This is a genomic window from Streptomyces sp. AK08-02 (assembly GCF_033795085.1).
GTDB classification, from domain to species: domain Bacteria; phylum Actinomycetota; class Actinomycetes; order Streptomycetales; family Streptomycetaceae; genus Streptomyces; species Streptomyces echiniscabiei.
Map to the genome: position 1 here is coordinate 191788 of NZ_JARAZV010000015.1, position 13705 is coordinate 205492.

12 protein-coding genes are annotated in these 13705 nt (G+C 70.7%); 6 read left to right on the plus strand and 6 right to left on the minus strand.

All coding sequences use genetic code 11. From position 1 onward, the window contains the following. Nucleotides 1–314: 314 nt before the first annotated feature. A complete protein-coding gene (locus PV734_RS30430) occupies nt 315–944 on the plus strand; it encodes an HAD family hydrolase (RefSeq protein WP_415924297.1) in 630 nt (209 codons plus the stop codon). Here PV734_RS30430 and PV734_RS30435 read toward each other — a convergent pair. After that, the gene (locus PV734_RS30435; RefSeq protein WP_319292859.1) at nt 917–1171 is read right to left on the minus strand and encodes a hypothetical protein; all 255 of its coding nucleotides are present in this window, start codon (nt 1169–1171) and stop codon (nt 917–919) included. The two genes, PV734_RS30430 and PV734_RS30435, sit on opposite strands and share 28 nt — an antisense overlap. Nucleotides 1172–1377: 206 nt before the next feature. Here PV734_RS30435 and PV734_RS30440 point away from each other — a divergent pair, with 206 nt between their 5' ends. After that, on the plus strand, nt 1378–1761 hold the full coding sequence (locus tag PV734_RS30440; RefSeq protein ID WP_319095487.1) for a cold-shock protein: 384 nt from the start codon (nt 1378–1380) through the stop codon (nt 1759–1761). Between the two features lie 68 nt (nt 1762–1829). Here the strand turns inward: PV734_RS30440 and PV734_RS30445 are convergent, their stop codons facing one another. The 4 genes from PV734_RS30445 to PV734_RS30460 all read right to left on the minus strand — a co-directional run bounded on the left by PV734_RS30445 (nt 1830) and on the right by PV734_RS30460 (nt 5417). Then, nucleotides 1830–2657, minus strand: coding sequence for a 1,4-dihydroxy-6-naphthoate synthase (locus PV734_RS30445; protein ID WP_415924298.1), 828 nt, complete (start codon nt 2655–2657; stop codon nt 1830–1832). Nucleotides 2658–2688: 31 nt separating this feature from the next. After that, entirely contained in the window at nt 2689–3432 is a 744-nt protein-coding gene (locus tag PV734_RS30450) for a futalosine hydrolase (protein WP_319292863.1), read from the minus strand. Beyond that, nucleotides 3402–3881 (minus strand): DUF2771 domain-containing protein, encoded by a 480-nt coding sequence (locus tag PV734_RS30455; RefSeq protein WP_319095484.1) that lies wholly within the window; start codon nt 3879–3881, stop codon nt 3402–3404. The genes PV734_RS30450 and PV734_RS30455 overlap by 31 nt, the downstream gene beginning before the upstream one ends. 81 nt (nt 3882–3962) lie before the next feature. Beyond that, nucleotides 3963–5417 carry an MFS transporter gene (locus tag PV734_RS30460; protein ID WP_319095483.1) on the minus strand — a complete coding sequence of 485 codons (1455 nt, stop codon included), beginning with the start codon at nt 5415–5417 and terminating at the stop codon, nt 3963–3965. 461 nt (nt 5418–5878) lie between these two features. Between PV734_RS30460 and PV734_RS30465 the strand changes: the two genes are divergently transcribed. Next, entirely contained in the window at nt 5879–6826 is a 948-nt protein-coding gene (locus PV734_RS30465; RefSeq protein ID WP_319095482.1) for a DUF3027 domain-containing protein, read from the plus strand. Between the two features lie 67 nt (nt 6827–6893). Here the strand turns inward: PV734_RS30465 and PV734_RS30470 are convergent, their stop codons facing one another. Then, nucleotides 6894–7781 carry a prohibitin family protein gene (locus PV734_RS30470; RefSeq protein WP_319095481.1) on the minus strand — a complete coding sequence of 296 codons (888 nt, stop codon included), beginning with the start codon at nt 7779–7781 and terminating at the stop codon, nt 6894–6896. Between the two features lie 177 nt (nt 7782–7958). Between PV734_RS30470 and PV734_RS30475 the strand changes: the two genes are divergently transcribed. The 3 genes from PV734_RS30475 (at nt 7959) to PV734_RS30485 (ending at nt 13455) form a co-directional block, all read left to right on the plus strand. Next, nucleotides 7959–11117: a sacsin N-terminal ATP-binding-like domain-containing protein gene (locus PV734_RS30475; protein ID WP_319292865.1), complete on the plus strand. Its 3159-nt coding sequence runs from the start codon at nt 7959–7961 to the stop codon at nt 11115–11117. Between the two features lie 294 nt (nt 11118–11411). Next, nucleotides 11412–12359 carry a hypothetical protein gene (locus PV734_RS30480; protein ID WP_319292867.1) on the plus strand — a complete coding sequence of 316 codons (948 nt, stop codon included), beginning with the start codon at nt 11412–11414 and terminating at the stop codon, nt 12357–12359. A 298-nt stretch (nt 12360–12657) separates the two neighbouring features. After that, complete coding sequence (locus PV734_RS30485; protein WP_319292869.1) at nt 12658–13455, plus strand: hypothetical protein; 798 nt, start codon at nt 12658–12660, stop codon at nt 13453–13455. The last annotated feature ends 250 nt before the right edge of the window (nt 13456–13705 follow it).

Below are 13705 nucleotides of genomic sequence, written 5' to 3' on the forward strand. Positions count from 1 at the left end.
TGACCGAGCCTGAGCCCGTGACCGTTCCTGAGCCTGAGCCTGAGCCCGAGCCCGTGACCGAGCCCGAGCCCGTGACCGTTCCCGAGCCCGAGCCCGTGACCGAGCCCGAGCCCGAGCCCGTGACCGAGCCCGAGCCCGAGCCCGTGACCGAGCCCGAGCCCGAGCCCGTGACCGAGCCCGAGCCCGAGCCCGTGACTGGAACCGCGCCGGAGCCCGTGACCGGGACCGCTCCTGAGCCCGCTCCCGCGCTGAGCACCGTCACCGCCCGCTTCCGCGACCGAGGCCGCTCCCCGCCCCGCGACCGCTCCCGCACAATGGTGCATATGACACTGACCGTCGGCTTCGACCTCGACATGACCCTCATCGACTCCCGGCCCGGCATCCACGCCTGCTACCTGGCGCTCGCCGAGCGGACGGGTACGTTCATCGACGCCGACCTGGCCGTCACCCGGCTCGGTCCGCCCCTCGCGGACGAGCTCGTGCAGTGGTTTCCGGCCGATCGCGTCGATGCCATGAGCGACCTCTACCGGTCGATGTATCCGGCCATAGCCATCACCGCGACCCCCGCGATGACCGGCGCCGCCGAGGCCATCGCGGCCGTGCGGGAGCTGGGCGGGAGGGCGATCGTCGTCACCGCCAAGTACGAGCCCAACGCCAAGCTGCACCTCGAACACCTCGGCATCGAGCCCGACGCGGTCATCGGAAACCTGTGGGCCGAGCAGAAGGCGGTGGCGCTGCGCGAGCAGGGCGCGAGCGTGTACGTCGGCGACCACGTCGGAGACGTACGCGGTGCCCGGATCGCCGGTGCCCTGTCCGTGGCCGTGCCCACCGGGCCCTGCGACGCCGCTGAGCTGCGCGCGGCGGGCGCGGACGTAGTCCTCGACGACCTCACCCACTTCCCGGCCTGGCTGGCCGGCTACTCGGCCGTGGCCGCCCGCGCCTGACGCCGGCCCTCGGCCACCGACCGGAGCACCCCGGTGGCGGCGACGAGGAAGCCGACGCCCATGAGCATGCTCAAGCCGAACATGAACGTCGGGAATGGCGTCGTGCCGAGGAGGAATGGGGCCACGGTGACCAAAGTGGCCACCGCACCCACGAAGAAGACGATGGCACCGGCACGGATCAGCCGATCTCCGGCCGCGGCGGAATTCGTTTGGGTTTTGTCACGCACTCGACCAGGGTAGTTCCCTGCCCGAAGGAACAAGCGGGCGACGTCTTGTCACCCGCCTGTCGACCACTAGCCTTGGTACCGGCGGGTCCAGCGACCCGCCCAAGTGCTATCAAGACCCGTTTTCCTGCCAGCAGTTCGCAGCACCTTCAAGCAGTGCTACGCAGCCCGAAGCAATTTTCCGACGAGTACGAGGACGAGGAACAGACGTGCCCACGGGTAAGGTCAAGTGGTTTAACAGCGAGAAGGGCTTCGGCTTTCTCTCCCGCGACGACGGCGGTGACGTCTTCGTCCATTCCTCGGTCCTGCCCGCCGGAGTCGAGTCCCTCAAGCCGGGCCAGCGCGTGGAGTTCGGAGTTGTCGCCGGGCAACGCGGTGACCAGGCGCTTTCCGTGGTGATCCTGGACCCGACCCCGTCCGTCGCGGCGGCGCAGCGCAAGAAGCCCGACGAACTGGCCTCCATCGTCCAGGACTTGACGACCGTCCTGGAGAACATCACCCCGATGCTGGAAAGGGGCCGTTACCCCGAGAAGACCTCGGGCGCGAAGATCGCGGGCCTGCTGAGGGCGGTTGCCGACCAGCTCGACGTGTAGGTGTCGCCGGGGGATTTCCGTTGGTCCGCGTCGGTCCCCGCTGATCTCCATGGCCGTCCAGTGGATTTCTAGGGGAAATCGAGTGCGTTCGGGCCGAGGGGCGGCACCAGCCCCTCGGCCGCCGCGCGGGTCAGCAGTCCCCTCACCGCCGCATAGCCGTCCGCACCGAGGTCGGCGGTGAACTCGTTGACGTACAGCCCGATGTGCTGGTCGGCGACTTTCGGGTCCATCTCCTGCGCGTGCTCCAGGACATAGGCCCTGGAGGCCTCCGGATCGTCCCAGGCGGCCCGTACGGACGTCCGGGCCGCCTGGGCGAGGCGGCGGAGCGTCTCCGCTCCCAGCGACCGCTTGGCGATGATCGCGCCGAGCGGGATCGGCAGGCCGGTCGTCGCCTCCCAGTGCTCGCCCATGTCCGCGAGCTTGTGCAGCCCGTAGTTCCGGTACGTGAAGCGCGCCTCGTGGATGACCAGCCCGGCGTCGACCTTGCCGTCCCGTACGGCGGGCATGATCTCGTGGAACGGCATCACGACGACGTCCCCGACCCCGTCGGGGACCGTGTCCGCGGCCCAGAGCCGGAACAGCAGATACGCCGTCGACCGCTCGCTCGGCACCGCGACCGTACGTCCCGTCAGGTCGGCCCCCGCCTCCCGGGTGAGCACCAGCGGCCCGCAGCCCCGGCCCAGCGCACCCCCGCAGGGCAGCAGCGCGTACTCGTCGAGGACGTACGGCAGGACGGCGTACGACACCTTCAGTACGTCGAACTCGCCGCGCTCGGCCATACCGTTGGTGATGTCGATGTCCGCGAACGTCACGTCGAGCGCGGGCGCGTCCGGCACCCGGCCGTGGGCCCAGGCGTCGAAGACGAAGGTGTCGTTCGGGCAGGGCGAGTACGCGATCCGCACCTCCCCGGGCTTCTCGGGGCTCACGTCAGTGCTCTCGGGGGAGTTCACGGGGCTGCTCGGCGGATTGCTCATGTGGGTTCCAACTCTCCAGTACCGGCGCGAGCTTCCCGAAGGCCTCCGTCAGGGCCGTGAGGGCGTCGCCGATGCGCCAGGCGGTGCGGTCGCGGGGCCCGACGGGATTGGACACGGCCCGGATCTCCAGCACCGGCACACCGTGCGCGGCGGCGGCCTCGGCGACCCCGAAGCCCTCCATCGCCTCGGCCAGCGCGCCGGGGTGCCGGGCGCGCAGTTCGGCGGCGCGTTCGGCGCTGCCGGTGACGGTGGAGACGGTCAGGACGGCGCCGGCGCGGGCGCCTGTCACGGCCGTGACATCTCGTACGAGTGCTTCCGGCGGACGGTGGGTGACGGTGCCGAAGCCGAGACCGGTGACCGGAACGAATCCTTCCGGTGTCTCGGCGCCCAGGTCCGCGACGGTGATCTCGTCGGCGACGACCAGCGAGCCGACCGGCGCCTGGGGCTGGAATCCGCCGCCGATGCCCGCCGAGACGACCAGGTCGTAGGGGGTGCCGCGAAGGGCGGCTGTGGTGAGCGCCGAGGCGACGGAGGCGGCGGAGGCGGCGGGGCCGACTCCCACGGCGATGACGTCGACCGGCCCGTCACCGGGCGGGAACACCTGTGCCACCGCGTCCCGTTCGACGGGGACCGCGGTGGCTACGAGGACGCGTACCCCTGACGTCGTCAGGAGTCCTTCTTCAGCTTGAACGACCACAGGCCGTTGACCTCTTTCTCGCCCTCCTTGATGGAGACGAGCGTCGAGTTGCCCTGGGCGCCGTACTGGGCGTTGAAGAACACGCTGCCCGGAATCGTGCGGTACGTCTTGGTGCTGGAGTCCGTCAGCGGCTGGCCGTTCATCAGGATCGTCCAGCCCTTGTCGGCGATCTTCGGGTCGACGCCGAAGCGCACGGTCTCGTCCGGGTCGACCGTGATGCTCTTGATGTCCGTGTCCTTGAGGCACTTGGCCACGTCGGCGGTCTTCAGCTCCTTGCCGTCGTCGTAGCAGGAGGCCTCCGAGTTCACCGAGGCACGGCCGACGGTGATCGTGGAGATCGGCGTCGGCTTGTCGCAGGCGGACAGGACGAGCAGTCCGGCACCAACGGCGCCGACGGCGGCAACAGCGCGGCGGCGGCGCGCAGTGGAAGCGGAACGCAACGAGGTCATGGCCGAAGGCTATCGGGCACCCACGGCACGGTCGTCACGTGGGTACGGCGTGCCGGGCCCGGTAGGACCCGATGGCGGCTCTCAGGCGACGCGGGGGTGGGCGCGGCCCCCGTGGCGGGCGGAGCCGATCAGACCCTTGACCGTGGTCAGCCAGCCTACGGCGACGATCGCGGCGGCCACCCCGAGGCCCAGCTCGCCGATCAGGGGCAGCGCGATACCGACGGCGCCGCCGAGCACCCAGGCCATCTGGAGCAGCGTCTCGGAGCGGGCGAACGCGGATGAGCGGACGAGTTCGGGGACGTCCCGCTGGATCAGCGCGTCCAGGGACAGCTTGGCGAGCGCCTGGCAGAACCCGGCGACCGCGGCCAGACAGGCGACCAGGGCGGCGCCGAAGAAGATCGCGGCCACGATCGCCGCGCCGAGGACCACGGCGACGACCGTCACGACGATCAGCTCCGGCGCACGCTGCTTCACGGCCGCCCCGACCGCCGTACCGAGCGCGTTGCCGACGCCCGCCGCGACGGCGACCATGCCCAGCGACCACGCGGCGCTCTCCCCGGTCAGCGGATGCTCGCGGAGCAGGAAGGCGAGGAAGAAGATCAGGAAGCCGGACAGACAGCGCAGGGCGGCGTTGGCGCCCAAGGCGTGCGTGACGGCCGTACCGACCGTGCGCAGACCCGGGCGGCGCAGGGTCTCGCGGCGGTGCGGGCCGTGCAGATGCTCCGGGTCGGCGGCCAGCAGGGCGATGTCCTCGCCCTTGGCGGAGTCCACCTTGTGGGGCAGCGTGAAGGACAGGAACGTACCCGCGATGAAGATCACGAAGGCGCCGTAGAGCGGCCAGCGCGGCCCGAGGGCCTGGAGTCCGCCGCCGATGGGCGCGGCCACACCGGTGGCGAGCAGCCCGCTCAGCGTGACCCGCGAATTGGCCTTCACCAGGGAGAAGCCGGGTGGCAGGAGACGGGGTACGACGGCGCTGCGGACCACGCCGTACGCCTTCGAGGCGACCAGGACGCCCAGCGCGGCCGGGTACAGCTCGATGCTGCCGGTGGCGACCGCGCCGGCGAGCAGCAGGGCGAGGAGGGCGCGGGCGAGCATCGAGCCGGCCATCGCGGCGCGGCGGCCGTGCGGGAGGCGGTCGAGCAGGGGGCCGATCACGGGGGCGAGGAGGGTGAAGGGCGCCATGGTGATGCCGAGATAGATGGCCACGCGCCCGCGTGCCTCGTCGGTGGGGACGGAGAAGAAGACGGTGGAGGCGAGGGCGATGGTGATCATGACGTCACCGGCGCCGTTCACCGCGTGCAGCTCGATGAGTTTGCCGAGCCCGGACTCCCCGGCGCCGTGCGCGTGGGTGGCCTTGCGGATGCCACGGGCGGTTCCGGTCACCGGGAAGTGCAGGGCACGGCCGACCGCACGTACGGACCCGTTCATCCGGTCCCGTACGCCGTGCCGGCCGCTCTTGGTGCCGGTGCCACTCCGGTTGTTCCCCTCGACCCCGCCGATCCCGGTGGCGCCGTGGGGCGACCTCTCGGTTGCCACTCCGCCATAGTGCCCCGAGAAGGGCGTAACTAGTGCGGTTACCGCGCGTATGGGTCCGAGTGGGATGCGAGTGAGGGTCTTTCAGGAGTCTCTTGGAAGTCTCTCTGAAGTCTCTCGGACGGTTTTGGTGGGGTGTTTTCCGGCCATCCGGGGGTGGGAAGAGTGGGGTGAGAGGCGAGGAAAAGGGGGGCCGGAGTTGCCACGGTTGGATGTCGGTCGCCACGAAGCGTCCCGTCGGTGTGGGCCCTGGGCGCTGGAGAAGGTAGCGTGCGTAGCGCGCAGTGGCGGTTGTTCTCGGCCGCGCGCCTCTCGGCCATCCCGCAGAATGGATGACGTAGGTGCGCCCGAGCGTGATCGGGCGCGAACGTTGACGCGGCCCTCTGGTCCGCTCCGTTCGCAACCGTTCGCACCCCGTCGGGACGGGCGCACTCGTGAGACGGCGTAGGAGAGAAGCGATACCTGTGAGCGCAGCGACAACGCGAAGCCGCACCCCCGACCGCCTGTGCGCCGAGGCCGTCGACCTCGCCCTTTCGGCGGCGGAGGAGGCGGCGGCACCTGGCGTGGTGGGTGAACACTCGGGCGTGGTGTCCGAAGGAGACCGTGTCGTCACGCACTTCTTCGAGTGCAAGGAGTTCGGCTACCGGGGCTGGCGCTGGGCGGTGACGGTCGCCCGGGCGTCCCGGGCCAAGCTGGTCACCCTGGACGAGGTGGTGCTCCTCCCCGGCCCCGACGCCCTGCAGGCCCCGGAATGGGTGCCCTGGAGCGAGCGGCTGCGCCCTGGTGACATGGGTCCCGGGGATCTGCTCCCCACGGACGCGGAGGACCTGCGTCTGGAGCCGGGTTACTCGGGCGAGGACGAGCCCCTGCCGAACTCCGTGCTGGTGTCGGGGGCGGCCTCGGTGGCACTGGCGGCGGAGCTGGCCGACGCCGAGGACGCCGACATCACCCCGGGCTCACCGTCCGCCTTCACGGTCGTACCCGCCCGTGGGTCGATCGCGGCGGTGGCCGAGGAACTGGGCATGCGCCGGGCGCGCGTCCTGTCGCGGTACGGCCTCCACACCGCCGCCGACCGCTGGGAGGACGCCTACGGCCCCACGACGCCCATGGCCCAGGCCGCGCCGGCGACCTGTGTGAGCTGTGGGTTCCTGGTGGCGATCGGAGGGTCGCTCGGTCAGGCGTTCGGCGTATGCACGAACGAGTTCGCTCCGGCGGACGGGCGTGTGGTGTCCCTGGCCTACGGCTGCGGGGGGCACTCGGAGGCAGCGGTCATGCCGAAGCCGCCGGTTCCGCCGCCGCACGTGATCGACGAGACGATCGTGGACCCGTTCCCGCTGCGGCCCGCGGCGGACTCGGGCTCGGTGCCGGTGGGCGAGGACGACGCGGACGCGGCGGAGCTGGGCCACTCGTAGGCAGAAGGTGAGCGACCCCGCCGAGGCCTGCTGATCGGCGGGGTCGTTTCACACGGGCTCCGGTCGGCTATTTCTTGGTGCCGTCCACGATGACCGGGGTGCCGTTCGCGTTCGTGCCGCACGGCACCGCGTACACCGCGTTGTACTTGGCGGCTTCCTTGTAGGCCTCCAGGCACTGGTTGTACAGCACCTTGTCGCTGAGTGACTTCGCGAGGATCTCGTTGGCGCGGGCGATGCCCTCCGCCTCGATCCGCCTGCGCTCGGCCTCCGCCTTGGCCGTGCGCGCCGCCTCCACGGACCGCTCGGTGTCCTGCTCCTGCTGGATCTTCTTGTCGATCTGCTCCTGCAGCTTGTCCGAGGGCTTCACGTTGCGCAGATTCACGTTGGTGACGTCGATCCCGCGCGGTGCCAGACGCGCCTTGACGAGGGTGGCGATCTCCGAGCCGATTTCCTCGCGGGCGGAGGCGTAGCCCTCCTCGCTGGTGTGCTTCGCGAAGACGTTACGGATGATCTCGCGGCTGTCCGGCACCACCAGCCGCTCCTGGACGGCCTCCTCACTGCCCGCCAGCCGGTACAGCTCGACCGCCCTGTCCGGGATGACGGCCCACTTGATGGTGACGTCCGCGTAGAGCACCCCGCCCTGTGCCGAGCGGACCTCGACCACGTCCTTGCCGTACATGTCGAGGTCCACGGGACGGGTGGAGAAGGACGTGACGTCGGTGAACGGTGACTTGAACTGGATGCCGGAGGTCAGCGGTTCCCCGACCTTGCCGAAGGTCACCGGCACCCCGACCTCGTAGGCGCGCACCACATGGACGCACGAGAAGACACCGGCCAGAACGGCGGCCACGGCGCTGAGCGCCGCCCCGATCTTCCAGCCGCCGGCGTCTTGGGCGCGGCCGACGAAGAAGAGCACGACCGCCGCTATGAGCAGCAGTATGGACAGCACGAACACGGAAAACCCCCCTGAGGAACAGGCACTTGGTACCTGGTTCACGGATCGGCGCCGCCTCGGGCGCGATCCGGAGGGAATGGTAGGGGGCGCCCGCGCAGGCGAACAGGCCCGGTGGGCGGGGTCTCTCTCCGGCGCGCGGTACCTTCTTGCTCACGCCGATGAGGAGAGTGAACGTACGTGAGCAAGTTCGTGCGACCTGCAGCTGAGGGCGCGGATCCTTTCGGCACGGCCCGTCTGCGCCGAGGCGTTCTGGACGCCTGGGCGACCAGTCCCGCCAGGTTCCGTGAGGACGCCAACGCCGAGGAGGATCTCGTCCTCGGCGGCTACCGGGACCGGCTCGTCGTCGAGCTCGCCCAGAACGCCGCCGACGCCGCCGCGCGGGCCGGAGTGCCGGGCAGGTTCCGGCTCACCCTGCGCGAGGGCGTCCTCGTCGCCGCCAACACCGGTGCCCCGCTGGATGCCACCGGTGTCGAATCCCTCTCCACGCTGCGCGCCTCCGCGAAGCGCGACGCCCAGGACAGCAAGGACGGCGAGGACGGCAAGGGGACGGCCGCTGTCGGCCGGTTCGGCGTCGGCTTCGCCGCCGTCCTCGCCGTGAGCGACGAGCCCGCCGTCGTCGGGCGGCACGGTGGTGTGCGGTGGGCGCTCGCCGAGGCGCGCGAACTGGCCGCCGAGACCGCCCGGCACAGCCCCAACCTCGGTGACGAGGTGCGCCGTCGCGACGGCCATGTGCCCCTGCTCCGGCTGCCGTTCGCCGCCGAGGGCACCGCGCCGACCCCGTACGACACGGCCGTCATCCTCCCCCTGCGCGACACCGCCGCCGAGGATCTCGCCGAGCGGCTGCTGAACGGCGTCGACGACGCGCTCCTCCTCACCCTCCCCGGTCTGGAGGAGGTCGTCATCGAGGTGGGGGAGCGGACACGGACCCTCAGCCGCCGTACCGACGGCCCCCTGACCCTCGTGGAGGACTCCCGCGACGGCACGAGCCGTTGGCGTACCGTCTCCGCGCACGGACCCCTGGACGCCATCCTGCTGGCCGGGCGGCCGGTCGAGGAGCGGCTGCGTCCGCACTGGTCGGTCACCTGGGCCGTGCCCGTCGACACCGACGGGACTCCCGTACCGCCCCGGACCAGCCCCGTCGTGCACGCGCCCACACCGAGCGACGAGCCGCTGGGCGTACCGGCGCTGCTCATCGCCTCGCTCCCGCTGGACACGGCCCGCCGGCACGCCGCGCCGGGCCCGCTCACCGACTTCCTCGTGCAGCGCGCCGCCGACGCCTACACCGAACTCCTCGCCGACTGGCAGCCGGTGGGCGAGGGCATCATCGCGCTCGTCCCCGGCCCGCTGGGCAAGGGCGAACTCGACGGTCAGCTGCGGCACGCGATCCTCGAACGGCTGCCGCGCACCGCCTTCCTCCCGCCCGCGCTCGACCCGGGGGACGACGAGGAACTGCCCTCCGCTCTGCGCCCCCGGGACGCGGAGGTCGTCGAGGGTGCCGGGGCCGAGACGGTCCGTGTCCTGGCCGAGGTGCTGCCCACCCTGCTGCCCGCCGGGCTCGAACGCCGGGTGGAGCTACGGACGTTGGGGGTCGCCCGTGTCCCGCTCACCGACGCCGTCGACCGGCTCGCCGGCCTGGAGAAGGCGCCCGAGTGGTGGCACCGGCTGTACGACAGCCTGGCCGGCGTCGACCCCGACCGGCTGACCGGGCTGCCCGTACCGCTCGCCGACGGGCGTACGACCATCGGGCCCCGGCAGGTGCTGCTGCCCACCGGCGGCGAGGTGGGGGCCGCCGCGCCGGAGACCCTGGCCCGCCTCGGCCTCAAGGTCGCCCACCCGGACGCCGCCCACCCCCTTCTGGAGAAGCTCGGCGCCCTCCCGGCCACCCCGCGCGCCGTCCTGACCACCCCGCAGGTGCGGGCCGCCGTCGCCGGCTCGCTCGACGAGGACGCCCGCAGCCTGTCGTGGGACGACGAAGACACCCCTGACGCCGAGGAGTTGGCCGACACGGTCCTCGCCCTCGTACGCGACGCGGGTCTCGAACCCGGCGACGAACCGTGGCTCGGCGCCCTCGCCCTCCCCGACGAGGACGGCGAGTTGGCCCCCGCCGGTGAACTCGTCCTGCCCGGCAGTGCGTTCTCCCAGGTGATCAGGGAGGGTGAACTGGCCTTGGTCGACGGCGAGTTGGCGGACAGGTGGGGTGAGCAGCCGCTGGCCGCGTGCGGAGTCCTGGCGAACTTCGCCCTGGTCCGCGCCACCGACGTCGTCCTCGACCCGGACGAACTGGACCCCCGGGACAGCGACTTCGCCGAACCCGACGACCCGGGCCTGCTCGACGCCGTGGACGTGTGGAGCGAGGACATCCTCGACCGCTTCCCCGATTCGCCCGTACCTCCCGTCGCCACGGAACTGGTCGCCGTACGCGACCTCGACCTCGTCGACGACGACCGCTGGCCCCAGGCCCTCGCCCTGCTCGCCCAGCCACCCCTGCGGGACGCGATCGTCCAGCCGGTGCGGGTCCTGCTGCCCGACGGCACACATGAACTCGTACGGCCGTACACGGCTTGGTGGTTGCGCGGAAACCCGGTGCTGGACGGGCGCAGGCCGGCCGGTCTGCTCGCGGCCGGCGGCGACCCGCTCCTGCGCGGCCTGTACGAGGAGGCCGACGCCACCGGGTTCGACGACGAACAGGTGCTGCGCGCCCTGGGCGTACGGACGTCGGTGGCCGCCCTCCTGGACGAGCCGGGCGGCGCCGCCGAACTCCTCGACCGCCTCGCCGACCCCGACCGGGAGGTGACCGGCAGCCAACTGCACGCCCTCTACGGCGCGTTGGCCGACCTCGACCCGGAACAGGTCACGCTCCCCGACGACCTGCGGGCGGTGGTCGACGGCCACGTGGAGGTCGTGGACGCGGCGGACGCCGTGGTGGTCGACTCACCCGACCTGCTGCCGTTCACAGCGGGGGTGCCGCTGCTCCCCGTACGCCCGGCGAAGGCGGCCGAGCTGGCCGAGCTGTTCCAGGTACGGCGACTGAGCGAGTCGGTGACGGGCGAGGTGACGTCGGAGGGTTCGGAGCACGACGTACCGGAGTCGGTACGGGTACTGCTCGGTGCGGGGACCCCGGCCACCTACGTCGAGCACGAGGAGCTCGTGGTCGACGGCGTGGAGCTGGACTGGCGCAGGACGAGGGACGGCGTGCTGCACGCCTCGACCCTGGAGGGCGTCGCGGCGGCCCTCGCCTGGACGGCCGGCCAGTGGCCCCGCCGCTTCGAGGTGGCGGCCCTGCTGGAGGACCCGTCGAGGACGACGGAGCTGGCGCGGGACCGGTGGTTCGACTGAGGTGCGAGAGAGGGTGCGATGGGCGCGGGCGTGGAGACCGGAGGAGTGGCCGCGCCCGACCCTCGGCTCGTCGTCGCTGGTCACCGACGTGCAAAGACCGTAATGCGAACACAAAATCTCCGCGTTCTGCGTAGGTTTTCGCAACTTCCGTACAACCATTCCCATCCGTCACGGATCTGAGCGGGCGAGTCAAGAGACTCCCAGATCACTCGGGCCCGGGTGCGACTGCGAGACGTGCGGCCGACTCCGTACGGACGAGCACCGCCGGGCCCCTTTCTCCAAATGGGGAAACGCATGCGCATACGTGCCACCGTGGCCGCCGTCTCCGGCGCCCTGGCCCTCTCCGCCCTTGTCGTGCCCGCCGCGCACGCCGACGGTTCCGCCGCTTCCACCCACCGCGCGGACGTCGCCAAGGTGAAGGAAGCCGCGCACTCCGCGACGAGCGGCAAGTCCGCGTTCAGTACGGCGGCCGACGACGAGCCGATGCCGTACAAGCTGAACGTCTCCTTCTCGAACTTCAAGATCGCCAAGACGGTCAAGCTCGGGGCCACGGGGCATGTCTCCGTCCCTCTCAGCTTCACGCTGACGCACGGCGCCGAGGTCGACATCACCGCCGACGACTTCCTGCTCGAGGCCTACATCTACCGGGGCTCCTTCGCCACGGAGACCACGGAATCGGAGAGCGAGCTCTACGGCGACGACTTCCCGACCTGCACCGCGACCTCGGCGACCGTCGCCACCTGCAAGAGCGACATCGACATCTACCTGGGTGAGGATGCCGACATCCTCAACTCCCAGGCCGGCACGTGGAGGGGCGCCGCTGACGCCGTCGCGTTCAACGGGCAGTTGGTGCCGGGTGGAGGCATGGACATCACCAAGGTCGGCTTTGCGGAGAAGGGCGGCCTCGCCACCACCCTGCTGCAGCGCGCGTCGAGGCTGACGGCGAACGCCACGCCGGAGCCGGTGAAGAAGGGCAGGACCATCACGGTCACCGGCAAGCTGACCCGCGCCAACTGGGACGCCAGGAACTACGGCGGCTACTCGGCCCAGCCGGTGAAACTGCAGTTCCGGAAGAACGGCACCAGCACCTACACCACCGTCAAGACCATCAGGACGAACACGAAGGGCGACCTGAAGACCACCGTCAAGGCGACTGCCGACGGCTTCTTCCGGTACGTCTTCGCGGGCACCACGACCACCTCGCCGGTCAACGGCGCGGCGGACTTCATCGACGTCAAGTAGGTCATGCGGGCCGTATGGTCCGGATGGTCCGGGATGGACCCCACGGTCCGGGGTGAACCTCAGAGCGAAGGCCGGTGCCGCCCGAGTCGGGGCGGGCACCGGCCTTCGCGGCATTCTTGAGTGATGCACGTCACGTGCCGGACACCCGAAAAACTTTCGCCACCCGTACAACCATTCACATGCGTTGCGGATCTGAGCATGCGAGTCAACTGACTCAACGATCACTTGGGCCCCGGGTGTGACGACGAACCGTGAGGACGACCACCAAGAGGGCCCCTTTCTCCAGTTGGGGAAACGCATGCGCATACGTGCCACTGTGGCCGCCGTCACCGGCGCCCTGGCCCTGTCCGCCTTCGCCGTGCCCGCCGCCCAGGCCGCCACGGCGCCCGACGTCACCTTCACCAAGGTGACGATCAACAACGGCAAGCCGATCGTCGCCAAGGCCACGGGGACCACCTCGGTGCCGGTGACGTACACCTTCAAGCACGCCGCCGGGCTCGACATCAGCTCGGACAAGCTCTTGGTCCTTCCGTTCCTCTACGTGGGGGCGGTCGACGTGGACACGGTCCGTCTCGGTGGCGAAGACCCCGCCACGTGCACGGCCACCTCGTCGACCACCGCCAGTTGCAAGTCCTCTTTCGCCGTGAACACCAGCGGAGACGACGCCAGGCTCCGGAACACCGACGCGCGCACGTGGAAGGTGGGCGCCGTCGCCGTCGACATAGCGGGCGAGGGTGACTACAAGGCTCAGGGCGACCTCGGCACCATCCAGGTCAAGTTCCACTCGAAGCTGACCACCGACGCCACCCCGGAGCCGGTCAGGAAGAACGCGACCATCACGGTCAAGGGCACCCTGACCCGCGCCAACTGGAACACCGGCAAGTACGCGGGCTACGTCAACGCCCCGGTGACCCTCCAGTTCAAGAAGAAGGGCGCCACCACCTTCACCACCGTCAAGACGGTCAAGGCGGGTGCCGCCGGCGCCCTGAAGACCACGGTCAAGGCGACGGTCGACGGTACTTATCGGTTCGCCTTCGCGGGCTCGTCGACGACGGCGCCGATCAACGCGGTCGGGGATGTCATCGACGTGAAGTAGACGGGACGCGGGCCGTGAGGCTCGTACGACGCATGACGAGAATGACGGGCAGAGGCCGGTGCCACCCAGCCAGGGGGGCACCGGCCTCTGTGCTTCGGATTCCGCTCAACCGAATCCGGGGTGTCGGCGCCCTTCTCAAGACGGGCGATGAGGGACCTCATTTCTGACCTGTCGGGGGAATCCGTTCTGACTGTGATGTTGATCTCAGTGTGACGGAGGGTGTGGAAGGCCGTTTGTTCGGTATGAGGTC